The organism is Hwanghaeella grinnelliae (genome assembly GCF_004005845.1).
Taxonomy (GTDB): Bacteria; Pseudomonadota; Alphaproteobacteria; order UBA8366; family Aestuariispiraceae; genus Hwanghaeella; species Hwanghaeella grinnelliae.
In genome coordinates, this window is record NZ_SADE01000001.1 from 890,220 (window position 1) to 915,660 (window position 25,441).

Consider the following 25,441-nt stretch of genomic DNA (forward strand, 5'->3'; position numbering starts at 1 on the left):
AGAGTAATAATGGCGAAACTGTTGATGCCGAAGGCGACGGCGGTCTGGTTGATCGATAACACGACGCTCACCTTCGATCAGATTTCAGATTTCACGGGCCTTCATTCCCTGGAGGTCCAGGCGATTGCCGATGGCGAAGTCGCCACCGGGATGCAGGGCATGGACCCGCTCGCCAACGGTCAGTTGACCCAGGAAGAAATCGACCGGTGCGAAACGGATGTGACCGCACGGCTGCAAATGCTGGTGTCGGATCTGCCGGAACCGGTCATCCGCCAGAAAGGCCCCCGGTACACGCCCGTTTCCAAACGCGCGGACAAGCCGGATGCCATCGCCTGGTTGCTGCGCCATCACCCGGAATTGAGCGATGCCCAGGTCGGCCGTTTGATCGGCACGACAAAACCGACCATCCAGGCAATCCGGGATCGGTCGCACTGGAACTCGTCCAACCTTCGCCCGCGTTCCCCGGTCGAACTCGGCCTTTGCCGGCAGGAGGAAATGTCGATCGAAATCCAGAAAGCCATCAAGGCAGGCCGGAAGCCGCTGGAACAGCCGATCCAGGAAACCTTCGAGGAAGAACCCGCGGCAGCGCCGGGCTGGGAAGGTCTGGAATAGAATCCTGCATGGCCCTGTGCTTTCTTACAGTGGATAGGGATCAATGGGCGGCTTTGGCCGCCCTTTTTCTTTCCTGCGGGGGCGAGGCACGCGACGGGCAGGGGCGGACAACAGTGCCGGCTGACCGTTTGGAATTCTTCCAGTTTCGGAAAGGATCCTTCGATTAGGCATCTCACCCCTTTCAATCGATGGCGTGAATCCAATATTATTAACCGGTGGGTGTTCGAACGCGGTACGACGCGAACGGATGGGTATGGATCAAGGATTGCGATGACGGACGTGACGATCGGCGTGTTTTCGGGAAGTGGCGGTTCTTTCGCGCCGCCGCGCGCCAGCGATGAAGATGGTGACGGCGACGATTCCGACGGAAAATCCGGTGCCGGGCTGCTGACCCGTACCAAGCCGAAAACAAAAAAACCGGCCATGTATAAGGTCTTGATGCTGAACGACGACTACACGCCGATGGAATTCGTCGTGTTTGTGCTTGAACAGTATTTCAGCAAAAGCCGGGAAGAAGCGACACAGATTATGCTGCATGTGCACCGACGCGGTGTCGGTATTTGCGGCGTCTATACCTACGATATTGCCGAAACAAAGGTGAACCAGGTGATGGAACTGGCCCGAAAGGAACAGCATCCCCTGCAATGCACGCTGGAGAAAGAGTGACCCTAAACACCGCCATGACTGGGACAGAAGCATGACTGGAACGGATTTTGCGGGTCCTTTTCACGATATCGTCCTGGAAAGAAAGGGTGATCCCGCTGCAACGGATCGCGGCATTTCCGCGCAGAAAAACCCGGGTCACACATTTGTCGCAAAATCGGGGCTGGCAAACCGGCGTGCCTCACCCCACAATCATTATAGAGGGTCCCGGAGGAGGGTGGTGTCGATGCCCTTCCCCCCGGTCTTCGTGAATACGGTTGTCGCGGCGAAAGCTGCCAAATGCCTGCGGCAAGAAAGGATTTGATCAGAAATGCTGTCGAAGAACCTTGAGGAGACATTGCATAGGGCCTTGGCGCATGCGCGGACGCGTCGCCACGAATATGCGACCCTGGAGCATCTGCTTCTGGCCTTGGCCGAGGATCAGGATGCGGTTGCGGTTCTGCGGGCCTGCGGTGTCGAACTTGAGAAGCTGCGCGGCGATGTCGTGGATTATCTGGACAACGATCTCTCCTCCCTGATCGCTGCGTCCGAAGACGATCCGAAGCCGACGGCCGGGTTCCAGCGCGTGCTGCAACGCGCCGCGATCCATGTCCAATCTTCGGGCCGTGAGGAAGTGACGGGGGCCAATGTTCTTGTCGCCATTTTCTCGGAACGGGAGAGCCATGCCGTCTACTTCCTGCAGTTGCAGGACATGACCCGTTTCGATGCGGTCAACTATATCAGCCACGGCATCGCCAAGGTGCCCGGCCAGCCCGGCGGCGCAACGGCCCGCCCGGTAAGTGGCGCGGATGAAGACGCCAAGACGGAAGAAGTGAACAAGGAAGGGTCCGAGGCCCTGGACGCCTATTGCGTCGACCTGAACAAGAAGGCGCAGGAAGGCAAGATCGATCCCCTGATCGGCCGCGCTTCGGAAGTTGAACGGACCATCCAGATCCTGTGCCGCCGCACCAAGAACAACCCGCTGCTGGTCGGCGATCCCGGTGTGGGCAAAACCGCCATTGCGGAAGGCTTGGCCAAGCGGATTCTGGAAGGCGACGTGCCCGAGGTTCTGAAGGATTGCACGATCTTCCAGCTCGACATGGGGACGTTGCTGGCCGGTACCCGGTATCGCGGTGATTTCGAGGAACGCTTGAAAGCCGTGATGAAGGAAATGGAAGAGACCGAAGGCGCCATCCTGTTCATCGACGAAATCCACACGGTGATCGGTGCGGGGGCGACGACGGGCGGCGCAATGGATGCGTCCAACCTGCTGAAGCCGGCCTTGGCCAGCGGTGCGTTGCGGTGCATCGGTTCGACGACCTATAAGGAATTCCGCGGCTATTTCGAAAAGGACCGTGCGCTTGCTCGCCGGTTCCAGAAGATCGACGTCACGGAACCGTCGATCCAGGATACGATCAAGATCCTGAAGGGCCTGAAACCCTATTACGAAGAACACCACAAAGTCCGCTACACGAACGACGCCATCAAGACGGCGGTCGATCTTTCGGCGCGCTATATCAATGACCGTAAGCTGCCGGACAAAGCAATCGACGTGATCGACGAAGTCGGCGCGGCCCAGATGTTGGTGCCGGAGTCCCGCCGGAAGAAAACGATCGGCGTAAAGGATGTGGAATCCGTGGTCGCGAAAATCGCTCGGATTCCCCCGAAACAGGTGACCCGCGACGATCGCGAAACACTGAAGACCCTGGAATCGGACCTGAAAATGGTCGTTTACGGCCAGGATCAGGCGATTACCGCCCTCTCATCGGCCATCAAGCTCAGCCGTGCAGGGCTGCGCGATGGCGAAAAGCCGATCGGCAGCTATCTGTTCTCAGGCCCGACGGGCGTTGGTAAGACCGAAGTCGCGCGCCAGTTGGCGAAGACTCTGGGCGTCGAATTGAAGCGCTTCGACATGTCGGAATATATGGAACGGCATACCGTTTCCCGACTGATCGGCGCGCCTCCCGGCTATGTCGGGTTCGACCAGGGCGGTCTGTTGACCGACGCCATCGATCAGACCCCGCATTGCGTGTTGCTGCTGGATGAAATCGAAAAGGCCCATCCGGACCTGTTCAACATCCTGTTGCAGGTGATGGACTATGGGAAGCTGACCGATAACAACGGCAAGACCGTCGATTTCCGCAACGTGGTTCTGATCATGACGACGAATGCCGGGGCGTCCGAAATGGCGAAACCCGCCATCGGGTTCGGCCGGGAAGATCGGGCCGGGGCGGACAAGGAAGCGGTCGAGCGTATGTTCACACCGGAATTCCGGAACCGCTTGGATGCCATCATCCCCTTCGACTATCTGTCGGAAGACGTCATCGACCGTGTGGTCGACAAGTTCGTCATCGAACTGGAAGCCCAGTTGGACGATCGGGACGTCGCCATCGAACTGACCGATGCCGCGCGGTCCTGGTTGGGCCGGAAGGGCTATGACCGCCTATATGGCGCCCGTCCGCTGGCCCGGGTCATTCAGGACCACATAAAACAGCCGCTGGCTGAGGAATTGTTGTTCGGCGACTTGGTGAATGGCGGACTTGTCATCGTCGACAAGGATCCGAAGCAGGACAAACTCTTCTTCCGGTATGAAGACGAGAAGTCGAAGCGAGCGCCGAAGAAGTCAGCGAAGCCGCGGAAGCGCGGCGGCGGGGCTGCTTCGAAAGAGCCTGAATACGTTAAGTAAGCGGATATCCAGGATTGAAACTGCTGTTGCAGCGCGCTGCGGAGGCGGCCGTCGAAGTCGACGGCGCCTGCGTGGGGCGTATCGGGCAGGGTTTGCTTGTCCTGGTCTGTGCCGAACCGGGCGATACGGTTGATGATGCCGCCTACCTTGCCCGCAAGGTCGCCCTGATGCGGATTTTCAGTGACGAAGACGGGAAAATGAACCGGTCGGTCTTGGATGTCGGCGGCGCCGTCTTGGCCGTCAGTCAGTTCACCCTGGTGGCCCGTTGGAAAAAAGGTAACCGCCCGGGCTTTTCAGATGCCGCGGAGCCCGATTTGGGCGAACGCCTATACGACGCGTTTTGCGATGCCGTTCGTGCCGAGGGTTTGCCGGTTGAAACAGGGCGTTTCGCGGCTGTGATGAAAGTCTCGCTCGTGAATGACGGTCCGATCACGATTTGGATGGATAGCCGAGATCCGCGTTAGGCTCTGTGCCCGACCAGCGGCTGGCTCAGTTCGCTTATGGCGATCAGGCCATGCTGGTGATGCTCAAGACCGCCAATCCGCCCAAGGCACCGAAAACGGCGATGGCCGCGATCCCGTAAACCCGCATGAAACGCGTGATCTGATCATCGTTCATACGGAAGAGTGATTTCTGCCTTCCGAAATTCCCGTCGCGCAGTTCCCTGTACACTGCCTGCTGCCGTTCGTATTCGCTCATTTTTTTTCACTCACACATGCCGAAAACTGTGCTCAACGCTGTAATGTGGATTTCTAACGATCCAATACGGCCGAAATGCGGCAAGATACGTTCACTTTCAAGGCGAAGTGATTCGGAAGTATTTAAAAATCGAGTGGCATTTTATCTATCTTGTGCAGCGGGTACTATTTGCCCTGTCTACTAATGAATGAATGCAGGGTGGTGGGGGCCCTATGCGGTGCCGATATCGGCGGCCGCAGATACAAAGGTTGGTCGGGTGGAAAATAACGCGAGCGGCACGGATGACGGCTATATTCCGTTCATTGTCCGGTTCAAGGCCTGGTGGGAAGGCATCGAACCGGAAGCCATAATGCAGGCAAGGGGGAACGATCAGGCCGATACGGCGCAGGCACCCTCTGCCGGCGCCGCCGCAATCGAAGTCGATATTGAGGAAGAAGACGGGCCGCTGAAAAGTTGGTCGGGGTCGCGCCTGAATTTCTGCCGCCGTCTTTGGGGGGAGGAATTCGAAGTCGTCAGCCCCGGCGGCACGGAGTTTTCGGTACGCTTGGTGCGGCCGATGGCGCTGACCAGTGAAAACTCACTTCTGGACCTTAGTGCCGGGCTCAGCGGTGGAACCCGCCAAATTCACAAGGAATTGGGTGTCTGGGTCACGGGGATGGAGCGGAACCCGGAACTGGCCCGGGAAGCAGCCGCACTAAGCAAAATGAAGGGGCTGGACCGCAAGGTGCCGATCACGGCTTACGAGCCGGACAAGATCAGCCTGAAGCCGACGTCGTTCGACGGCGTCCTGATCCGCGAAACCTTATATACGATACCCGACCGGGAAGCGTTCCTTCGAAAAGTTGCCGCCTCGATCCGGCCGTTTGGGCATTTGGTACTTACCGACCTGATGCTGGTGAACGAGGAAGCCAAGAAGGACCGCAAGGTGGCTGCTTGGTTAAAACGCGATGTGGCGGATGCATCGCCGGATTTGGTCGGTGCCTATACCCCGGTTCTGGAAGAACTGGGCTTCGATGTCCGCGTGGAAGAAGACGAATCCGATGCCTATCATGCCTATGTGTTGCAAGGTTGGGCGACTTTCGTCGAGGGCCTGTCGAAGGAGGATCTAAACCGGGAACTGGTCAGTCTGATGATGATCGAAGCGGATTTCTGGGTTAATTTGATGCGTGCGCTTCAGGCAGGGAAAGTCCGTCTGTGCCGGGTCCATGGAATTAAGAAGGCGCCAGCATGATCTGCCGGTCCGGCAAGCGCCGAAAAGGCTGAAACCTTGCCGTTCCACGGCTTGACAGCCCCAGCCAGCCTGCCTATGTTCCGCGCTCTTTCGGGAACATGTTGCGCCCAAATGCCTGCCGAATACCACGGTGGAAATCATGGCGCTGACGGAGATTTGTTATGCGTGTCGCTAGCTCGCTGAAGACGTTGAAGAACCGCCACAAAGATTGCCGCGTTATCCGCCGCAAAGGGCGTGTTTACGTCATCAACAAGACGAACCCGCGGTTCAAAGCCCGCCAGGGCTAATGCATCCTCCGCCCGCGCCCTGTCATAGGCGGGCTGCGGCGGATGGATCGTAACGGTGGGGAAGCCGCATCTTTGGATGCGGCTTTTCGTATGCCTGGATGTCGGATCGATACAGGCCGATCGGAACGTTCGGAAGATGCTTCGCCTGCGGGTTAGGGTCGGAAGACTTCCATCGTGATCGGGCCTTCGGCGCTGCCGGTGATAAATTGATCGACATAGTCATTGCCGCTGTTGTCGATATTGGCGGTCGGCCCCTGCCAGATATTCTTGCCCTTATAGAGCATCGCCATCCGGTCGGAGATCCGCCGGGCGCTGGGCATGTCGTGGGTGATCGTCAAGGCGGTCGCCCCGACATTCCGGACGCATTCGACGATCAGGTTGTCGATCATATGGCCCATGATGGGGTCCAGGCCGGTGGTGGGTTCATCGAAGAAGATGATGTCCGGGTCGCCGGCGATGGCGCGCGCCAGGCCCACACGTTTGCGCATGCCGCCGGACAGTTCCGCCGGGCTCAAAACCGCGACATCGGCGCCCAGACCTACCTGTGCCAGTTTGTCGATCGCGATATCCTTGGCGGTGTTCCGCGCCATCTGTTTGCCCTGTATCAGGCCGAAGGCGACGTTTTCCCAAACCGGAAGGGAATCGAACAGCGCGGCGTTCTGAAACAGCATCCCGATGCGGGAATTCACCTCTTCGCGGTCCGAATGCGAGAGTTTCCCGACATCGACGCCGTCGATCTCGATCACCCCTTCATCAGGTTGGAGCAGACCGAGAACGCATTTCAGCGATACAGACTTGCCCGAACCGGACCCGCCGATGATCACGACGGATTCCCGGGGCAGGACCTCCAGGTCGAAACTGTCCAGAACGACCTTTTGCCCGAACGCCTTGCGAACGCCGGTCATTTTGATCTTGGGTGTGACGGTTTCGGTCATTGCGCGAAAAACAGCTCGGTGATGATGTAGTTGAAAACCAGGATCAGGATTGAGGCGCTGACCACTGAATTGGTCGTTGCCGCGCCCACGCCCTGCGCGCCGCCGCGGCTGTTATAGCCGTGGTAGCACCCCATCAGCGCAACAAGGAACCCGAAGACGGCCGCTTTCACCAAACCTGATGTCACGTCCTGAACCTGCAGGAATTCCCATGTGTTCTGAAGATAGGCGGAGGCGTTGAAACCCAGTTTGTAAATAGAGACGATATAGCCGCCGAAGACCCCGATGATATCGCCGACCAGGACCAGCAGCGGCATCATGGTGACGCCTGCAATCAAGCGGGGGGCGACCAAGTATTTGAACGGATTGGTGCTGAGCGTTTCCAACGCGTCGATTTGCTCGGTGACGCGCATCGTGCCCAATTCTGCGGCCATGGCGGCCCCGATACGGCCGGCGATCATCAGGCCCGCCAGCACCGGGCCAAGCTCGCGGGTCATGGAGAGCACGACCACGTTGGGGATTGCGCCTTCGGCTGAAAAACGCGCGAAGCCCGTATAGCTCTGCAGCGCCAGCACCATACCGGCGAAAAGCGTGGTCAGGCCGACGACCGGCAGGGAGTAATAGCCGATATCGATCATTTGCTGCCCGATCAGGCGGAAATAGATCGGCGGTCTGACGCAATGCGAAATGCCTGTCATGGCGAAGACGGTCAGTTTGCCGGTTGCCTCCAGAAAGCTGAGGATGGCGGCGCCGACCCGACGCAGCAGCTCAAGCGGGCCGGCACGGCCGCCCGTGTCGCCGTCGGCGCTCATTCAGAGGCCCCGACATACCGGCGGGCGTAGCGATTGCCCAGGCTGGTCAGAATTTCATACCCGATCGTCCCGGCCTGGTCTGCCAAATCGTCGATCGTGTGCGACGGTCCGATCAGTTCCATTTTGTCGCCGACCTTGGCGTCCGGAACGTCGGTGATGTCGAAGGTAATAAGGTCCATGGATACGCGGCCAACCAGTGGAACGGTCACGCCATGCAGGACGGCTGTGGCCTTGTTGCTGAGCGATCGAAGATAACCATCCGCATATCCCACGCCTATCGTGGCGATGCGGCCCGGCTTCTCAACCTTGTGGCCGGCACCATATCCAACGGTCTGAGGGGCGTCAACGTCCTGGATTTGCAGGATTTTTCCTTCAAGCTTGATCACTTGCCGCAAGGGATTGGCGCTCAACGTATTAGGCCGTCCCCCATATAGGGCGACGCCTGGCCGAATATAGTCGAAATGCCAGGCCGGGCCTAGGAAAGTTGCGCTGCTGGCCGCCAACATCGCATGGCTATGGGGGATGCGCGGCACCATCGCCGCAAATCGGTCACGCTGTTGGGCGTTCAAGGGATGGTCGGGGTCGTCGGCACAGGCCATGTGGCTCATCAGGTACCGGCATTCGAAACCGGAAAGACGGTCGGGGTCGGACGCCAGGGCCTCTGCTTCGTAATGCGGCAAGCCCACACGGGTCATGCCGCTGTCCAACTGTACCGCCGCCGCGCGTGCACCATTCGATGCGCAATAGGCGGCCCAACGGTCGACCTGGGACAAGTCGTTCAGCACCGGGAAAAGATTGTATTCGGGATAGGCGTCTTCTTCGCCCGCCATCAGTCCGTTGAGGACACCGACCTCTATCTCCGGGTTCGGCAGGGCGTTGCGCACCGCGATCGCTTCGCTGAGTTGGGCGGCAAAGAACAGACGGCAGCCTGCAGACGCGAGCGTGCTGACAACGGGTTCGGTGCCCAGGCCATATCCATTGGCTTTAACGACCGCAGCCGCCTTGGCGGGCGCGGCAGTATCCGACAGGAACCGCCAGTTCCAGGCCAGGGCATTCAGATCAATGGTCAACAGGGCCGGTGCATAAGCCGGGCCGGAAGGGAATGATTTCATGCGGCTTAAAATCCACCATCATCGTGGTGTCTGTCCAGATCCCCGAAGCGCGTATAATTGCCATCGAAGAATAGCTCGATAATCCCAATTGGGCCGTGGCGTTGCTTGGCGATGATCACCTCCGCGATGTTGCGGCTTTCGGCCAGACGCTGATTGTGACGCTCCACCCGTTCCTGGAATTTGTCCGGTGCCTCGTTCTGCCGTTCTGTCGGGTGTTCACGCTGCAGGTAGTATTCCGGCCGGTAAATGAAGGTCACAACGTCAGCATCCTGTTCGATCGAGCCCGATTCACGCAGATCGGAAAGCTGAGGACGCTTGTCTTCGCGTTGTTCGACCTGACGGCTCAACTGACTGAGCGCCAGAACCGGCACGTCCAATTCCTTCGCCAGCGTCTTGAGACCACGCGTGATGTCCGAGACTTCCTGCACGCGGTTGTCTGATCGTTTCTCCGGCGGTCCTTGAAGCAGCTGCAGATAGTCGACCACGATGAAGTGAAGGCCGTGCTGCCGCTTCACTCGACGGGCGCGCTGCCGCAGGCCGGTAATGGTCAGGGCAGGGGTGTCGTCGATGAACAAGGGGACCTGCGACATTTCATGTGCCGCCAGGGCCAGGCGCTCGAACTCGTCATTCTCGATCTCACCGCGCCGGATTTTGTCGGACGAGACTTCCGACCGCTCGGAAAGAATACGGCCGGCCAGCTGTTCGGCGGACATTTCCAGTGAGAAGAACAGCACCTTGCCGCCTTCTTCGCGGACGTTGCCGGCTTCGTCTTCCGTGCGTTTGTAAGCCTTGGCGGCGTTGAAGGCCATGTTGGTGGCCAGGGCGGTTTTCCCCATCGACGGGCGACCGGCCAGGATCAGCAAATCCGACCGGTGGAGTCCGCCCAGCATCTGGTCGACATCGCGAAAGCCAGTGGTCACGCCGACCAGATGACTGTCACGCTGATAGGCCTGTTCGGCCGCTTCCAAGGCGATCTCGACCGCGGATTTCAGGGTGGCGACTCCACGGTCCACTTCGCCCGTGGTTGCCAGGGTATAAAGTCGGTGTTCCGCACGCTCGATCTGCTTCTCGGCGCTGTCGTCGATATCCTCAAGGTCATACGCCTCGTTCACGACCATCTCACCCAGGCCGATCAATTCCCGCTTCAGGTAGAGGTCGCGGATCGTCTCCGCGTAGTCCTTCGCGTTGATCACCGAGATGACGTTGGCGACCAGTTCATAGAGATAGGTCGAACCGCCGACTTCCTTCACCAGGGGATCGGAGTCCAGGATATGGGCAAGGGTCGTCGCATTGGCGATCTGTCCCTTTTCCGTGACCTGCTTGATCGCCTTGAAGATGCGCTGATGTTCGGGTGCGTAGAACTGTTCCGAGGAGAGCAGGTCGCCGACATGCTCGAAGGTTCGGTTGTTCCGCAGGATCGCGCCCAAAAGGGCCGCTTCCACTTCCAGGTTGTGCGGGGCCTCGCGCAGCGTGCGCTCATCCCCTTCACCTTCTACCAAGCTGTGGACGTTCTGTATCGCTGGTGTCGTCATGCTGTCACACTATGCCCATGCAGGCCCTTCGTCAGGGAGAACGAAAAGCGAAACGTACCTGTGGATAACGGGGAACACGGGTGAAACACGATTCCCGAATTCCGCTTTCAAAAACCGAAAGGGCGCTCCAGGATCTCTCCCGGAACGCCCTTTGAACGGTAGTCCGATTCGGGATTAGACGGTTTCGTCTTCGTTCCCTTCCGGCGCGTCTTCTTCCAAAGCTTCGCCTTCTTCCGCCGCTTCGTTTGCGGCAGCGGCTTCGGCCATGGCTTCGGCATGTTCCGCAGCGATCTGGGCGGCTTCCTGCTGATCCTGCAGGGCTGCCGTCAGAACCGCGGGTTCACCGCGTGCGACACGATCGGCCTGGGCCTGCGCTTCTTCTTCGGACTGCGCGACGTTCACCTTCACAACCTCGGTGACTTCCGGGTGCAGGCGAATACGCAGGTCGAAGATGCCAAGCGTCTTGATCGGCTTGTCCAGAATGATCTGGCCGCGCGTTACGCTGAAACCGCCTGCGGTCACCGCATCGGCGATGTCGCGGGCGTTAACCGAACCATAGAGGTGGCCGGCTTCCGACGCGGCGCGGACAATGATGACCGACAGGTCGGCCATCTTTTTGCCAACCGCTTCGGCTTCCTTGCGGCGTTCCAGGTTCTGGGCTTCCAGCTGGGCGCGCTCGGTTTCGAACCGCTTGATGTTGTCCGGCGTGGCGCGAAGGGCCTTGCCGTGCGGCAACAAGTAGTTCCGGGCGAAACCAGGTTTGACGTTAACCTGGTCACCCATCTGGCCAAGCTTTTCGACCCGTTCCAAAAGGATGATCTGCATGATGTCGTCCCTCCTAGTTATTCAGGACGTAGGGCAGCAGACCAAGATAGCGGGCGCGTTTGATCGCCTTGGCGAGCTGGCGCTGCTTCTTGATGCTAACCGCGGTGATGCGGGAAGGCACGATCTTGCCGCGTTCGGAAATGAAGCGCTGAAGCAGCTTCACATCCTTGTAGTCGATCGCCGGAGCGTTCGGACCGGAGAACGGGCAAGACTTCTTGCGACGGAAAAACGGCCGCCGACCGAATGGGCGCGAACTCATCCTTCTGCTCCTTCCGTTTGGCTGGAACGTTCATCACGACGCGGGCGATAGCCACGGTCACCGCCGCGGTCACCACGATCACCGCGATCACCACGGTCACCGCGGTCGCCACGATCACCACGGCCGCGTTCTTCACGGCGCTGCAGGACGGCGCTGGGCTCTTCCGGCAGGTCTTCGGTGCGGACCGTCATGTAACGGAGCACGTCTTCGGAAAGGCGCATAAGGCGTTCCATTTCCGTGACCACGTCCGGCTTCGCGTCGTAGTTGAACATGACGTAATGGCCCTTCCGGTTCTTCTTGATCCGGTAGGACAGATTCTTCAGGCCCCAGTTTTCCCGACGGGAAATCTTGCCTTCATTCGAGGTGATGTGCTCCGCATACTGATCGGCGAGGGTTTCCACCTGGGCGGCGGAAATGTCCTGCCGTGCGATAAACACGGTTTCATAAAAAGCCACGAGTGTGTCTCCTTTTGGCTCGTTTTGATCCAGCGCAGTTTCCGGCCAATTCCGGCTCTGCCGCCTGGATCCAGCCGACGGCTTGTCGAACCCCAGGATTTTCCTATCGGGTCTCTATCCGCCGGCAAGGAGTGTGTCGGCGCGGAACGCTGTTCGGCGCGACCGGCGGCTTATACGGGGTGTGATGCCGGCGCGCAAGTCCTAAAACCCCCTTTTACGCAGCGCGAAGCGCCGTGTTTCCGTCGTTTTCGGCCTTATCTTACCCCCGTTTTCCGGCGGGATGAGAGAAGGGGCGGGCAAGAAAAAGGGGAGCGCACCCGGCGCCCCCCAAATCCAATTTGCGAACCGGTCCGGTTCGGTTTGTCGAACTATAGGTTTTCGACGTTGATGCCCAGTGTGATGGCGCCAATCGGCTTGCCGTCCGCCGGATCGACGATCGTCGTGCTGACCTGGGATTGGAAGGTTTGGGAACTGTCGTCGAACTCAACCTCGTCGACGAAGACCGCATCCGGGCCGGCCTGATAGGTTTTCTGCCACTTTCCTTCGTCACCCTGCATGTAGTCGGAGGTCACGTCGCTTTGACCGACATTCATGCCCTTGTTGTCCATGACGAAGATCTCGCTGAAGACGCCATTGGACCCTTCCTTCTTTCCGGTCAGGAATTTGGAAATGTCCTTGCCCAATACACCGTTGATCATTTCACCGCCGCCGGCTTTGGCTTCCGCCCGCCATTTCTGGTCCAATGCGTCGATATCCGCGTCACCGAGGCTGGCATGGTCGGCGTTCTGGGCCTTGATTGCATCCACAATAGCAGGGTCCGAGAGCCAACCTTTTACTTGGCTGTTCAAAATATCCAATATTTGCGATTCAAATTCGTTGGCCAACGCGCTCGTTGTGGCGGCGCAGGTCATCATTCCAGTGAGAATGAAGGCGAGTGCTTTGTTTTTCATAATATTTCCTCCGGTGTCTCTTTGAATTGGATTTGTAACATTCGTGTTCTCTGATGACTGTTTACGCATGTTTTCGTAAACGCTTAATTAAGATTGATCGGGCAAAGTATCCAAAAATGTGGATAAGTCGCTTGGAGGAAACACGATGCGCATCGGTCCGAAACTGGGACTTGGATTTGCGGCCATACTTGTTCTGACCGGGGTCATCGGTGCGGTGGGATATACGGCACTCGGGACCTATTCCGACGGTGTTTCGGCGCTGGACAAGGTCAGCCAATTGTCTGGAAATCTTGGCAAGGCCGCGCAAACGGTCGCTGAATTCCAGCTTTCGCGGTCCCCGGAGGACGGCGCGCGCGCCGATGAAATCCTTCTCGAAGCCTTGAGCGAAGCGAAGGAATTGCAATCAGCGACGTCCGACGATGCCCTGAAACAGGACACAGCGCGGGCGGTTGACGCTATCGCCGGTTTCGAAAACGCCGTACTTGCCATGAAGGACTTGGTTGCGTCCGGGAACCAGCTATCGTCGGAAGCGGACCAGGCAATGCGCGAAATGGGCGTGCTGGCCGAGGAGATAAGTTCCGAGGCGGCGGCGCTGGCCCAGGCCGCGGCCGAAGAATTGAAAAAATCCAACGCGCTTAGCGAAGAGCGGCTCGCTGCTAATGTTTACGCGCGCGATCTGGTTAATTTTTCCCTTAAGGCCAGGCAGGCCGAAACCGCGTATCGGCTTACCTGGTCGGAAGAAGACCTGAACGCAACAAGCGAGCATACGAAAGGCATGTTCTTGACGGCCCTGCGCATGAAAAAGGCGCTGTCAGGGTCGGACGAAGAGGCCATTGCCGGCAAAATTGCCGAAGCGGTCAACCTTTACCGAAAATCCTTCCAGACCTTGGTGGAGGCCTTTACTTCCGCTTCCGATCCGACTGAGGCGCAGGACTCGCTGGCGAAGTCGAGCGCGAAAATCAGCGCCTTCACGGATGCGCTCAGCAAACGGCACGCAAAAGCAATCGCCGAGGCGGCTGCGCAGGCCGACGATAGCCGTGCAACCATGCAACGCATGTCCGAATTGCGGCTTGCGGCCTCGCAATTGGTTTCGGCGATTCGTTTGGCCGGTATGGCTCAACGAGATCTGATGGCCGGCGAAGAAACCGCTACGGCGCGGATCAATGCCGCGCTTGCGCAGGCAGGGGAACTGACTGAGATCGGGTTGCAGGCGGCGGAAGGAACAGGCGCGACAGAAGCATTGGCAGCCATTTCAACGGCGATAAACACCTTCAGGACACTCGCCGCCCAGACCGGAGAGGTCCTGCAGAAGATCGAGCAGGCCGAAACGTCCATGGCGGCCCATCTCGATCAGGCGCTTTCCGCGTTTGATGAGGTGGATCGTGATATGACCCGCAACCTGGAAGACACCAAATCCAACAGCAGCACCCTGATTATAGCGGCCTGCCTGGCGGCCATTGTTCTTGGCGTCGCGATCGCTCTGTTTATGGGGCGGAGCATTTCCAAGCCGTTGCATCAGATCAGTGAGGCGATGGAGCGTTTGAGCAAGGACGATCTGGAGGTCGAAATCCCCGGGGCCGGCCGTGCCGACGAAGTTGGCGAAATGGCGGGTGCGGTCGAAGTCTTCAAGGCACAGGCCATCGAAGTCCGGCAGCATCGCGAACAAGAAGCAGCGCGTGCAGAAGAGGCCGAGCGGGAGAAAAAGGCTAATATGGCGCGCTTGGCGGACGATTTCCAAAAAGCGCTGGGCTCGGCCGTGGATTCTGTGCGCAACTCCGCCCGAGAAATCGGCCAGTCCGCAAACCAAATGACGAATCTTGCCGACGATACAAGGGCACAAAGCACCTCCGCTGCCAGCGCGACGGAAGCGGCGAACGGGTCGGTTCAGGCCATGGCCGCCGCGGCTGAGGAACTTGCCGCATCGATCGCGGACGTGAACCGCCGGGTCGGCCAATCGGCGCAGATCGCCTCGAATGCAGTTCAGGCTGCCGATAACACCTCGGCGACCGTCAGCGAACTGGCCGATGCGAGCGACCGGATCAGCGATGTCCTGAACGTGATCAGCGATATTGCCGAACAAACCAATCTGCTGGCGCTGAACGCAACCATCGAAGCGGCCCGGGCGGGCGATGCCGGGAAAGGCTTCGCCGTCGTGGCCGGTGAGGTGAAGAACCTGGCCAACCAGACCGGAAAGGCGACCGAAGAGATCGCGACCCATGTGGAGGCGATGCAACGCGTGACGCAAAGTGCGGTGGACGCGATCCGTTCGATCAGCGAGACGATTCGCGAAGTTCACACCATTGCGAATGAAATCGCCTCGGCAGTGGAACAGCAGGACGATGCGACGCGTGAAATCGCCAGAAGTGCACAAGCGGCTTCCGGCAGCGCTGCCGGTGTCAGTCAGAACGTGGAAGTCGTGCAGCGCGCGGCAAACGATACCGGCTCTGCGGCCTCGCAAATCACCAGTGCCATTGGCGATTTGGGCAAGAAAGCCGACGATATGGCCAAAGAGTTGGAGAGCTTCCTGAACCGCGTGCGCTCAAGCTGACCGCGTGGAATTCGGACCGCCCGATCCGAAACCCGGCCCCGGCCACCTTGCCAACCGGGACTGAGCCGGTAAAAAGAGCGCAAGGCAGGCCCTGACACATGGGATAGGGGCCCAATTCATTCAAAGACAAAGCGGGGAGCGCTCAGATGGCGCGGGCATTCGTATTTCCCGGACAGGGATCGCAGGCAATCGGCATGGGGATCGAATTGGCGGAAGCCTTTCCGGTCGCGCGCGAAACCTTCGAGGAAGTGGACGAAGCGCTGCAGCAGCATCTGTTCAAGCTGATGAAAGAGGGCCCGGAATCGGACCTGACCCTGACCGAGAATGCACAGCCGGCCCTGATGGCGGTCAGTCTTGCGGCGGTTCGCGTGCTGGAAAGCGAAAGCGGAAAAGCGCTGGCTGACATGGGCGATCTTGTTGCCGGACACAGCCTTGGCGAATACTCGGCCCTGGCGGCGGCGCGGTCGTTCAGTTTGGGCGACGCGGCGCGCCTGCTGAAATTGCGTGGGCAGTCGATGCAGGCGGCGGTTCCGGTGGGGGAAGGCGCAATGGCGGCAATCCTCGGACTGGAATTGGACGACGCCGTCGCGGTCGCGGAAGAAGCCGCCCAAGGTGAGGTCTGCAATGCGGCGAACGACAATGCGCCGGGTCAGATCGTGCTGAGCGGCGCGACGGCCGCCATTGCCCGTGCGGTCGATATCGCCAAAGCGAAAGGCGCCAAGCGCGCCATGCCCTTGCCTGTCTCCGCCCCCTTCCATTGCGATATGATGCAGCCGGCCGCCGAAGCCATGGCCGAGGCGCTTGGCAATGTCGATATCCAGGCGCCGTCCCTGCCGCTGGTCGCAAATGTGACGGCGGAATTCGTGACATCGCCCGATCGGATAAGGGAACTGTTGGTCCAGCAGGTCTGCGGCCGGGTGCGGTGGCGCGAAAGCGTCCTGTTCATGAAGGAACAAGGTGTCGATGCATTGGTCGAGGTTGGTTCCGGCAAGGTTCTGACCGGGCTTGTCCGGCGCATCGACAAGGAAATGACGGGGACCGCGGTCAACACGCCGGCGGATATCGAGGCGTTCCTGTCGTCCCTGTAGTCGGAACGGCATTTCATCGGATATCCGGCAGAATCGCGTTACGAAAATCGTCGGTTTTAAGCTAGGCGCCGTTCAGGCAGCTTGGAAAAACGCATTGGAAACAAAGACAGCGGGAAGGTGAGTATGTTCGATCTCAGCGGCAAGACGGCGCTTGTAACCGGAGCCTCGGGCGGATTGGGAAGCGCGATCGCGGCTGCCTTGCACGGGCAGGGCGCGTCGGTCGTCCTCAGCGGGACGCGCGTCGAAGCCTTGGAGGCGGTCGCCGCCGGGCTGGGTGAGCGGACTTTCGTCGTGCCGGCGAATCTCGGTGACGCGGATAGCTTGGACGCCTTGGCGAAGCAGGCGGAAGCGGCCACCGGGCAGTTGGACATCCTGGTGAATAATGCAGGTCTCACCCGTGACAACCTTGCCATGCGGTTGAAGGATGACGATTGGGAAACCGTGCTGAATGTTAACCTGACCGCGGCCTTCCGGCTGTCTCGCGCTGTTTTGCGGGGCATGATGAAGCGCCGTTGGGGCCGCATCATCGGCATCACGTCGATTGTCGGTGTTACCGGCAATCCGGGGCAGGCGAATTACGCAGCGTCCAAAGCAGGTATGATCGGCATGGCGAAATCACTCGCCCAGGAAGTGGCGAGCCGGGGAATCACGGTGAATTGTTTGGCCCCGGGCTTCATCGAAACGGCGATGACCGACGCCCTGGGCGACCAGCAGCAAGAAAAATTGCTCGGCGCCATTCCGGCGGGACGCATGGGGACGCCGGCGGATATCGCGTCGGGTGTCGTTTACCTTGCTTCCGAGGAGGCATCCTACGTCACCGGGCAGACGCTGCACGTCAACGGTGGGATGGCGATGATCTGATCACTTTGACCCGATTGCTGCGATCTAGACATTGCACCTGTCCGCGACGCACCCTAAATGGGGCCGCAGACGGCGTCACATTCAATGGGAATACCTTGCGAATCGTGGTGTAGGAAGGTCTGGTAGGCGGGGCTGGCGCGGCCCTGACAACTGTGTTACCTAACGCGCCGTTTCGGGGCAGGGTCCCCATATATTGCGTTTCCGGGTCGGTTGGCTCGCTGTTCGCAAGTGGCTCGAGAGGGCGTTGGAATGGGGTTTCGCTTAGGCGGCAGACGTCGGCGGGTTGCCTCAAGGGATGAATTATTAAGATCGCCCCAGCAATTGGGGCGCAGCACGAAGGATAATACGAAATGAGCGACGTTGCTGAGCGCGTGAAGAAAATTGTCGTCGAACATCTTGGCGTCGACGAGTCCAAAGTCGAAGACAATGCGAGCTTCATCGACGATCTTGGTGCCGATAGCTTGGACACCGTGGAATTGGTCATGGCGTTCGAGGAAGAGTTCGGCGTGGAAATCCCGGACGATGCGGCGGAAAAGATCCTGACCGTGAAGGACGCGATCAACTTCATCGACGAAAACGCCAGCTAAAGTCGCGGACACGGGCGTGCTTGCCGCGCCCGTTGTCGCTGCGCAGGCGGAGCGGTTGAGTATGAGACGAGTAGTCGTTACCGGCCTTGGTGCTGTGACCCCGCTGGGTTGCGGTGTCGATCATGTTTGGAACAAGCTGACAGCCGGCGAGTCCGGAATTCAGGCGATCCAATCTTTTGATGTATCCGATCTTCCGGCAAAAATCGCCGGGGTGATCCCTGTTGGAGAGACCTCCGAGGGGAAGTTCAACGTCGACGACTATGTCGAACGTAAAGAACAGAAGAAGATGGATACCTTCATCACCTACGCCATCGCTGCGACGGCCCAGGCTGTCAAAGATTCCGGCTGGGAGCCGACAGAGGAAGAAGACCTCGACGCGACCGGTGTGATCATCGGTTCGGGTATCGGCGGCTTGCAGGGAATTTCCGAAGGCACGCTGATTGAAAAGGATCGGGGACCGCGGCGGTTGTCGCCGTTTTTCATCCCGGCAAACCTGATCAATCTGGCATCGGGTTTCGTCTCCATCATTCATGGCTTCCGTGGGCCGAATCACTCTGTGGTTACGGCTTGCGCGACGGGGTCGCACGCCGTCGGCGATGCCGCTCGGCTGATCATGTGGGGCGATGCCGACGTCATGGTCGCGGGTGGTACCGAAGCCGCGGTTTGTCGCATGGGTGTTGCCGGGTTTGCGGCGGCACGGGCATTGTCGACAGGATTCAATGACGAACCGACCACGGCTTCGCGGCCGTGGGACAAGGATAGGGACGGTTTCGTCATGGGCGAAGGCGCCGGGATCGTTGTTCTCGAAGAACTGGAACATGCCAAGAAGCGCGGCGCAAAGATCTATGCCGAAGTTCTGGGCTACGGACTCAGCGGCGACGCCTATCATCTGACTGCGCCGGCTCCTGACGGGAACGGGGGTTTCCGTGCCATGAAGGGCGCCTTCCGGACCGCGAAGGTCGATCCGGACAAGATCGATTACGTCAATGCACACGGTACCTCGACGCCGCTGGGGGATGAGATCGAACACGGTGCAGTCAAACGACTGATGGGCGATCACGCCAAGAATGTGGCCATGTCCTCCACCAAATCGGCGATCGGGCATCTTCTGGGGGCCGCCGGTGCGGTCGAAGCTATTTTCTCGGTCAAAGCAATTGAGACCGGTGTGATACCGCCGACCTTGAACCTAGAAAATCCGTCGGACGGGTGCGACATGAACCTTGTTCCCAAAGTTTCTCAGGAACGGAAGGTCAATTACGCCCTGTCGAATTCCTTTGGGTTTGGTGGAACCAATGCGTCTCTGATCTTCGGGCCGGCGCCGTAGCTGGGTTGCGGCGACCAGGACCGCGAGGGAGCGATGCGGAACCTCCTGAAAGTCCTCTTCATTCTGACGATCGCCGCCGTGCTGACAGCCGGCGGCGTTTTCGCCTGGGGATACAGGACATTCCATGCACCTTCAGAAAACCTGGAACCGGTGACGATGGTCATCGAGCCTGGCAGCAGCCTCAGGACCATTGCGCGCCAATTGGCTGACCAGGGGCTAGTCAGGGACGCACAGGTTTTTGCAATCGGTGCGCGGTTGGACCCCCGCCATAAACGGCTTACAGCAGGCGAATATACTTTCCCGGCCCAGGTCTCCGCTTGGGAGATCATCGACAAACTTGAACGGCACGATGTGGTTCAGCACACCGTCACGGTTCCTGAAGGTCTGACGAGCAAAGAGATCGTCGATCTGTTGGCTGCGGATGACGGATTGGAAGGGCCCATGCCGGATGTCCCCGGTGAAGGGACGCTGCTGCCGGAAACCTATCAATATATCCACGGTGCTACCCGCGCGATGATTTTGGATCGGATGGCCTCCGGCTTGGACGCGTTGCGGTCTACTCTGTGGCCGAACCGGGACCCGGACCTGCCTGTCGCTACCTGGGAAGACGCATTGATCCTGGCGTCGATCGTGGAAAAGGAAACAGGTGTTGCGTCGGAGCGGGGCAAGGTTGCCGGTGTGTTCGTCAATCGCTTGCGGCGCGGCATGCGCTTGCAATCGGACCCGACAGTTTCCTATGGCCTGACCCTCGGAAAAGCGCCGCTGGGACGCCCGCTGAGCAAGGCGGATTTGCGTCAATCCACACCCTACAACACCTATGTTATCGATGGCCTGCCGCCGGGACCGATCTGCAACCCGGGCAAGGAAGCCATCGCCGCTGTGCTGAACCCGACCGCGACCAAAGCGCTGTACTTTGTCGCCGACGGTACAGGCGGACATGCTTTCGCGAACACTTTGGCGGAGCATAACCGCAACGTCGCGAAATGGCGCCGAATTGAGCGTCAAAACAAACCGTAAGCCCCAAAACCCAAAATTTCCTTGAGCGTTCGGCAAGACGCGTCGGGGGCGAATTCGCTGCTGCGATTGGATTAGAATGACTAATCGTTGCGAACGAAGTATGGATTTTCAGAGCTAATCCAAATATATACGAAAGTACGAGGGTAGTGTTTGGGGGTTAATGATGCTCCTGACTTGGGGACGACTGCATGTCGAAGGGGCGGGTCAGGTTCCGACAATAAGCACGCGATCCCGCCAGGGACCAATCAGTGTGAAACCCGAGTCCGGTTGGCCTAATACCGATGCAATCCAACGCCGCGAACCGTCGTGTCGTCGGTGGGCGCAAGGCGTCTATCGTCCGCGGTGCGATAGTTCAAATATTTTTCATGAAGTGTATGCCGTCATTGCCAGGAAATGAGGACGAACAGTGCTGATACGCCTATTCAATAGCTACCTAAAGATCGGTAACTTGACCGTAATCCTGCCCAATGGCGAAAAGCGCACCTTCGACCGCGGCCCCATGGAAGGGGTCGATCCGGTCGTTGTCCGGTTCAAGCGCGTGCCGAGCATGAAGTCCCTATTGACGAGTGCGCATATCTCCATCTGCGATTCCTATGTGAACGGCGACATGGTTATCGAGGAAGGCACGTTGCGCGATTTCCTCTTCATCGTGGGAAAGAGCGCGATGCTCAATGATGAAGGGTGGTTGCCTGATCTCAATCGTTCTATTCACTCGCTGATCGCCAGTTGGCAGCACTACAATCCTGCGCACCGCTCCAAGGCGAATGTCGCGCATCACTATGATCTGTCCGGCGAATTGTATGACCAGTTCCTGGACGAACACCGACAGTATTCCTGTGCCTATTTCGAAGGGAACGAAACCTTGGAACAGGCGCAGGAAAAGAAGATGCATCACATCGCCCGGAAATTGTTGATCAAACCTGGCATGCGGATTCTGGATATCGGTAGCGGTTGGGGTGGTTTGGGATTGTTTCTGGCCAAAAATTATGGCGCCGAGGTTTACGGCGTAACCTTATCGGAGGAACAGCACGCCTGGGCCAATGATTGGGCGGATAAGGAAGGGCTTGCCGACAAAGCAAAGTTTCACTTGCAGGACTATCGCGCGGTCGACGGAAAATTCGACAGGATCGTTTCAGTCGGCATGTTCGAGCATGTCGGACAGTTCCATTTCGACGAGTATTTTCAGAAGGTGCGTTCTCTGCTGGCGGATGACGGCGTCGGCCTAATACATACGATTGGCCATATGGGGCCGCCGGAACCGATCAGCCCCTGGATTCGGAAATACATCTTTCCCGGTGCCTATTTGCCAAGTCTTTCGCAAATAGGCCGTGCTGTTGAGCGCAGCAGACTTTGGTTGGCGGATTTCGAGAATTTGCGTCTGCACTATGCGAAGACGCTGGCGATGTGGAATGAACGGTTTCAGCAAAATCGTGACAAGGTTAAAGACCTTTACGATGAAAAGTTCTGCCGGATGTGGGAACTGTACCTCGTTTCCTGTGAAATGGCATTCGTGTGTCAGGCAGCATGTGTTTTCCAGCTTCAGGTTTCCAACAAGATCGATGCTGTCCCGATTACGCGCCGGTATCTGTATTCGGACACCTAACGCGGCCGTTAGTCCTTTGCCGGTAGCCGGCTAAGAAGGCGCACAGTCAGTGCCGGCGGCAGGATGGAAAGAAAGCTGACTGCTAAATACATCGGCCAAGGAAAGGCGATGACCGTACGGTTCTTGCGAAGACCGTCAAGGATGATTTGCGCCGCCTTGTCGGCCTCCATCAGGAACGGCATGGGAAAATTGTTGGCGGCGGTCATGCGCGATTTGACGAAGCCCGGACAAATCGCACTGACACCGATTCCGTCGCCCGCCAATGCGCCGCGTAGGGCTTCGGCATAAACCTTAACGGACGCCTTCGAGGCGCTATAAGCGGGCGCGCCGGGGAATCCGCGCAGGGCGGCGAGGGAACTCATGACTGCAATCTGTCCATTTTTGCGTGGCCGCATCCGTTCCAGGGCCGGATGTATGGTGTTCAAGACACCGGTCACGTTGATGTCGAAAATTTCGCGCGCTTGGTCGTCGCTTTCACCGCCGCCGCCGGTTCCGCCGGATATACCCGCATTCGCAATAACCAAGTCCAGCGGCTGAACATCGTCGGCTTGTTCGACGAAACTTGCCATGGCGCCTCTGTCCATCACATCCAAAACCGTCGCGGTAACGTTTGCCCCTTTGGAACGGCATTCCTGGGCGACCGTGTTCAGGCGTATCTCATTCCGACCGGTCAACCAGAGAGTCCGGCCCCGCGCCGCCGCCGCAAGGGCCAGCGCTTCTCCCAAGCCGCTTGAGGCACCGGTGATCAGAATACTGTTGAATTCGCGCGGCATTCGAAGCCTCAATTGGGTGTGGTCGTCGAAGTTTGCCTTTTGTACATCCTTCGCGTCGGCTAACTGTACGGCGGCAACGTACCCCGAAAAAGAGCGAAGTGGACTGGAAAATGGCGAAGCGCGGTAGTCAGGTTGCAAGCATGACGGGGTTCGGCCGTGCGGAAGGTGCGGACGACAATTACCGTTGGGCTTGGGAATTGCGCAGTGTGAACGGGCGCGGCCTGGATATGCGGCTTCGCGTTGGCATGGGCTTCGAACGGCTGGATCCCGAGATCAGAAAGCGGCTGAGCACGGCGTTCAAGCGCGGATCCCTGACCGCGTCGCTTGATGTCCGCGCGTTGGGTGAGGTGTCTTCCGCGACGGTCAATCATACCCTTCTCGGCGAATTGGAGAATTTGTGCCGCGATAGGGGCCAGGACCCCGTGCTGGACCGTCTGCTGGCGGTTCGTGGTGTCGTGGATAGTGGCGAGGACCGCAATGCCGCCGCTGAGGACGAAGCGCGTTGCAAGGCCGTCTTGGCGACGTTGGAACAGGCTATCGCCGCCATGGCTGAAGCCCGCCGGGTCGAAGGGGTGGAAACGGAACGCCATCTAAGCGCAAGGGTTGAGGAGATCGCTGAACTGGTCACCCAGGCGAATGGCTTGGATGCGACCCGCCTTCCGGCGATCCGTGATCGCTTGCTGGCGCAGATCGACGAACTGATCGGCGACGGTCGCGACCTTAACCGCGATCGCTTGGAGCAGGAGGTTGCCCTGCTGGCGACGAAAGCCGATATCCGCGAGGAACTGGACCGGCTTTCGGCGCATGTGGCGCAGGCCCACTCCCTGCTGTCCGCCGGCGGTCCCGTCGGCCGGAAGCTCGACTTCCTGACTCAGGAGTTCAATAGGGAAGCCAATACGCTCTGCAGCAAGTCGTCGGACAAGGATTTGACCAATATCGGTCTGGCCATGAAAGCCGCGATCGATCAGATGCGTGAACAGGCGGCCAATTTGGAATAATGCCCCGAAGGGGTGTGCCGGATTGCCGAACAAAGGCTGAATCGCCTATATCGGCGGGATTGAAGTCGACGCTTCACGAGGCGGGAGAAAATAGCAATGTCCGATGGCGTCAAGCCGTACCAGATAGAGCGCCGTGGCTTGATGCTTGTGCTGTCCTCGCCCTCGGGCGCGGGAAAGTCGACCATTTCGCGCGCGATCCTGGAAAGCGATGCTGACATATCCATGTCGGTCTCGGTAACGACCCGTCCGAAACGTCCGGGCGAGGTGGCTGGGCGCGACTACCATTTCGTCGACAAGACAGAATTCGATTTGATGGCGAATCGCGGGGAGTTGCTGGAATTCGCGAAGGTCTTCGATCACTACTACGGAACCCCGAAAGGGCCGGTGATGGAGGCGCTCTCCGACGGCAGCGATGTCATGTTCGATATCGACTGGCAGGGGACGCAACAATTGGCGGAAGAAGCGGAAGAGGACATGGTCCGCATCTTCATCCTGCCGCCTTCCACGGCGGAGTTGGAACGTCGCCTGCACACACGGGCGCAAGATCCGCCGGACGTGGTCGCGCGCCGGATGGACAAGGCGGCGGATGAGATGAGCCACTATTTCGAATATGACTGGGTTATCGTCAATTACGATATCGACACCAGCGTCGCGCAGGTGCGTGCCATCCTGCAGTCGGAACGACTGCGCCGTCGTCGGCAGGTCGGGCTTGGTGAATTCGTGAAAGGGCTGCGCGCCGGCCGCTGAGGTTTGGCGCGTTAGGTGCCTTGTAGCGCTTCGAGCGCTTCTGTCAGCCGTCCGAACCCTTCAATATCGATGGTTTCCGCTCGAAGGGATCCGTCTATACCGGACCGTTCCAGCAGCGCGTCAATCGGCACGCCCAATTGCTTAAGGGATCGACGCAGGGTCTTTCGCCGTTGCCCGAAAGCGGCGGCCGTCACCCGTTGCAACAGATCCATCCGGCCGGGATAGGGAACCTCGTCATAGGGTGTAAGTTGCACGACTGCGGAATCGACCTTCGGCGGCGGGGTGAAGGCGCGGGCGGGCAAGGTAAACAAATAGTCGGTCCGGCAACGCCAGTTGCAGAGTACGGAAAGCCTGCCGTAGTGATCCGTGCCAGGACGCGCGGTGATCCGCTCCGCCACTTCCTTCTGGAACATCAAGGTCATCGACGAGATCGCCTCGGCCTTTTCCAACCAACCGACCAATAGCGGCGTGCCGACATTGTACGGCAGGTTCGAAATGATCTTGATCGGCGGGGCGCCGATCACGCGATAGTCCACCTTCAAGGCGTCTTCGTTCAACAGCGTCATCCGACCGCCGGCGGCATCGACCAAGGGGGCCAAGGCGGCGATGCAACGCTCGTCCTTTTCGATGGCAATCAGCCTGTCTGCGCCCGCGGTAAGAATTGCCCGCGTTAAGCCGCCTGGCCCGGGCCCGACCTCAACTGTGGTTCCGACGGTCAAGTCGCCGGCGGCGCGCGCAATCTTCAGGGTGAGGTTGAGGTCCAGCAGGAAGTGCTGGCCCAGTCCCTTGCGTGCCGCCAAACCATGTTCGGCGATCACGTCCCGCAAGGGGGGTAGAAATTGAACCGGGTCGTTCACAACG

General features: G+C 59.0%; 26 protein-coding genes. 15 read left to right on the forward strand and 11 right to left on the reverse strand.

Annotation, left to right across the window (positions count from 1 at the left end; translation table 11 throughout):
- Window positions 1-9 precede the first annotated feature (9 nt).
- The 4 genes from EOI86_RS03995 (at window position 10) to dtd (ending at window position 4,404) form a co-directional block, all read left to right on the forward strand.
- Window positions 10-612, forward strand: a complete 603-nt coding sequence (locus EOI86_RS03995) for a DUF1013 domain-containing protein (protein ID WP_127763826.1) — start codon at window positions 10-12, stop codon at window positions 610-612.
- A gap of 270 nt (window positions 613-882) precedes the next feature.
- Complete coding sequence (clpS, locus tag EOI86_RS04000) at window positions 883-1,278, forward strand: ATP-dependent Clp protease adapter ClpS (RefSeq protein WP_127763827.1); 396 nt, start codon at window positions 883-885, stop codon at window positions 1,276-1,278.
- Between the two features lie 307 nt (window positions 1,279-1,585).
- The gene (clpA, locus tag EOI86_RS04005) at window positions 1,586-3,940 is read left to right on the forward strand and encodes an ATP-dependent Clp protease ATP-binding subunit ClpA (RefSeq protein WP_127763828.1); all 2,355 of its coding nucleotides are present in this window, start codon (window positions 1,586-1,588) and stop codon (window positions 3,938-3,940) included.
- 14 nt (window positions 3,941-3,954) lie between these two features.
- Complete coding sequence (gene dtd, locus EOI86_RS04010; protein WP_127763829.1) at window positions 3,955-4,404, forward strand: D-aminoacyl-tRNA deacylase; 450 nt, start codon at window positions 3,955-3,957, stop codon at window positions 4,402-4,404.
- A gap of 43 nt (window positions 4,405-4,447) precedes the next feature.
- Here dtd and EOI86_RS04015 read toward each other — a convergent pair whose 3' ends face one another.
- Entirely contained in the window at window positions 4,448-4,639 is a 192-nt protein-coding gene (locus tag EOI86_RS04015; protein ID WP_127763830.1) for a hypothetical protein, read from the reverse strand.
- A 256-nt stretch (window positions 4,640-4,895) separates the two neighbouring features.
- Between EOI86_RS04015 and EOI86_RS04020 the strand changes: the two genes are divergently transcribed.
- Together EOI86_RS04020 and ykgO are read left to right on the forward strand one after the other, a co-directional pair.
- Window positions 4,896-5,870 (forward strand): class I SAM-dependent methyltransferase, encoded by a 975-nt coding sequence (locus EOI86_RS04020; protein ID WP_161973683.1) that lies wholly within the window; start codon window positions 4,896-4,898, stop codon window positions 5,868-5,870.
- Window positions 5,871-6,031: 161 nt separating this feature from the next.
- Window positions 6,032-6,157 carry a type B 50S ribosomal protein L36 gene (gene ykgO, locus EOI86_RS04025; RefSeq protein ID WP_127763832.1) on the forward strand — a complete coding sequence of 42 codons (126 nt, stop codon included), beginning with the start codon at window positions 6,032-6,034 and terminating at the stop codon, window positions 6,155-6,157.
- 152 nt (window positions 6,158-6,309) lie between these two features.
- Here ykgO and EOI86_RS04030 read toward each other — a convergent pair whose 3' ends face one another.
- The 8 genes from EOI86_RS04030 to EOI86_RS04065 form a co-directional block, all read right to left on the reverse strand.
- Window positions 6,310-7,092 carry an ABC transporter ATP-binding protein gene (locus tag EOI86_RS04030; protein ID WP_127763833.1) on the reverse strand — a complete coding sequence of 261 codons (783 nt, stop codon included), beginning with the start codon at window positions 7,090-7,092 and terminating at the stop codon, window positions 6,310-6,312.
- Window positions 7,089-7,901 carry an MlaE family ABC transporter permease gene (locus tag EOI86_RS04035; protein WP_127763834.1) on the reverse strand — a complete coding sequence of 271 codons (813 nt, stop codon included), beginning with the start codon at window positions 7,899-7,901 and terminating at the stop codon, window positions 7,089-7,091. The genes EOI86_RS04030 and EOI86_RS04035 overlap by 4 nt, the downstream gene beginning before the upstream one ends.
- Window positions 7,898-9,013, reverse strand: coding sequence for an alanine racemase (gene alr / locus EOI86_RS04040; RefSeq protein WP_127763835.1), 1,116 nt, complete (start codon window positions 9,011-9,013; stop codon window positions 7,898-7,900). The genes EOI86_RS04035 and alr overlap by 4 nt, the downstream gene beginning before the upstream one ends.
- Before the next feature lie 5 nt (window positions 9,014-9,018).
- Window positions 9,019-10,545, reverse strand: a complete 1,527-nt coding sequence (locus EOI86_RS04045) for a replicative DNA helicase (protein ID WP_127763836.1) — start codon at window positions 10,543-10,545, stop codon at window positions 9,019-9,021.
- Between the two features lie 174 nt (window positions 10,546-10,719).
- Window positions 10,720-11,370 carry a 50S ribosomal protein L9 gene (gene rplI / locus EOI86_RS04050; RefSeq protein ID WP_127763837.1) on the reverse strand — a complete coding sequence of 217 codons (651 nt, stop codon included), beginning with the start codon at window positions 11,368-11,370 and terminating at the stop codon, window positions 10,720-10,722.
- A gap of 13 nt (window positions 11,371-11,383) precedes the next feature.
- Window positions 11,384-11,629 (reverse strand): 30S ribosomal protein S18, encoded by a 246-nt coding sequence (gene rpsR, locus EOI86_RS04055; protein WP_127763838.1) that lies wholly within the window; start codon window positions 11,627-11,629, stop codon window positions 11,384-11,386.
- Window positions 11,626-12,084 (reverse strand): 30S ribosomal protein S6, encoded by a 459-nt coding sequence (rpsF, locus tag EOI86_RS04060; protein WP_127763839.1) that lies wholly within the window; start codon window positions 12,082-12,084, stop codon window positions 11,626-11,628. The genes rpsR and rpsF overlap by 4 nt, the downstream gene beginning before the upstream one ends.
- A 368-nt stretch (window positions 12,085-12,452) precedes the next feature.
- Window positions 12,453-13,034 (reverse strand): hypothetical protein, encoded by a 582-nt coding sequence (locus tag EOI86_RS04065; protein ID WP_205032053.1) that lies wholly within the window; start codon window positions 13,032-13,034, stop codon window positions 12,453-12,455.
- Between the two features lie 145 nt (window positions 13,035-13,179).
- Between EOI86_RS04065 and EOI86_RS04070 the strand changes: the two genes are divergently transcribed.
- From EOI86_RS04070 to EOI86_RS04100, 7 genes are all read left to right on the forward strand, one after another.
- Window positions 13,180-15,582 (forward strand): methyl-accepting chemotaxis protein, encoded by a 2,403-nt coding sequence (locus tag EOI86_RS04070; RefSeq protein WP_127763840.1) that lies wholly within the window; start codon window positions 13,180-13,182, stop codon window positions 15,580-15,582.
- Between the two features lie 146 nt (window positions 15,583-15,728).
- Window positions 15,729-16,670: an ACP S-malonyltransferase gene (gene fabD / locus EOI86_RS04075; RefSeq protein ID WP_127763841.1), complete on the forward strand. Its 942-nt coding sequence runs from the start codon at window positions 15,729-15,731 to the stop codon at window positions 16,668-16,670.
- Between the two features lie 123 nt (window positions 16,671-16,793).
- Entirely contained in the window at window positions 16,794-17,531 is a 738-nt protein-coding gene (gene fabG / locus EOI86_RS04080; protein ID WP_127763842.1) for a 3-oxoacyl-[acyl-carrier-protein] reductase, read from the forward strand.
- Window positions 17,532-17,881: 350 nt separating this feature from the next.
- Window positions 17,882-18,118, forward strand: a complete 237-nt coding sequence (locus EOI86_RS04085) for an acyl carrier protein (protein WP_127763843.1) — start codon at window positions 17,882-17,884, stop codon at window positions 18,116-18,118.
- A gap of 61 nt (window positions 18,119-18,179) precedes the next feature.
- On the forward strand, window positions 18,180-19,442 hold the full coding sequence (gene fabF, locus EOI86_RS04090; RefSeq protein WP_127763844.1) for a beta-ketoacyl-ACP synthase II: 1,263 nt from the start codon (window positions 18,180-18,182) through the stop codon (window positions 19,440-19,442).
- A gap of 33 nt (window positions 19,443-19,475) precedes the next feature.
- Complete coding sequence (gene mltG / locus EOI86_RS04095) at window positions 19,476-20,459, forward strand: endolytic transglycosylase MltG (protein WP_127763845.1); 984 nt, start codon at window positions 19,476-19,478, stop codon at window positions 20,457-20,459.
- Between the two features lie 448 nt (window positions 20,460-20,907).
- Window positions 20,908-22,062 carry an SAM-dependent methyltransferase gene (locus EOI86_RS04100; RefSeq protein ID WP_240035566.1) on the forward strand — a complete coding sequence of 385 codons (1,155 nt, stop codon included), beginning with the start codon at window positions 20,908-20,910 and terminating at the stop codon, window positions 22,060-22,062.
- A gap of 8 nt (window positions 22,063-22,070) precedes the next feature.
- Here EOI86_RS04100 and EOI86_RS04105 read toward each other — a convergent pair whose 3' ends face one another.
- On the reverse strand, window positions 22,071-22,835 hold the full coding sequence (locus tag EOI86_RS04105; RefSeq protein ID WP_127763846.1) for an SDR family NAD(P)-dependent oxidoreductase: 765 nt from the start codon (window positions 22,833-22,835) through the stop codon (window positions 22,071-22,073).
- A gap of 110 nt (window positions 22,836-22,945) precedes the next feature.
- Here EOI86_RS04105 and EOI86_RS04110 point away from each other — a divergent pair, with 110 nt between their 5' ends.
- The gene (locus tag EOI86_RS04110; RefSeq protein WP_240035567.1) at window positions 22,946-23,833 is read left to right on the forward strand and encodes a YicC/YloC family endoribonuclease; all 888 of its coding nucleotides are present in this window, start codon (window positions 22,946-22,948) and stop codon (window positions 23,831-23,833) included.
- 96 nt (window positions 23,834-23,929) lie between these two features.
- On the forward strand, window positions 23,930-24,580 hold the full coding sequence (gmk, locus tag EOI86_RS04115; protein WP_127763847.1) for a guanylate kinase: 651 nt from the start codon (window positions 23,930-23,932) through the stop codon (window positions 24,578-24,580).
- A gap of 11 nt (window positions 24,581-24,591) precedes the next feature.
- On the opposite strand, the gene rsmA is transcribed toward gmk, so the two are convergent.
- Complete coding sequence (gene rsmA / locus EOI86_RS04120) at window positions 24,592-25,437, reverse strand: 16S rRNA (adenine(1518)-N(6)/adenine(1519)-N(6))-dimethyltransferase RsmA (RefSeq protein WP_127763848.1); 846 nt, start codon at window positions 25,435-25,437, stop codon at window positions 24,592-24,594.
- Window positions 25,438-25,441: the final 4 nt, after the last annotated feature.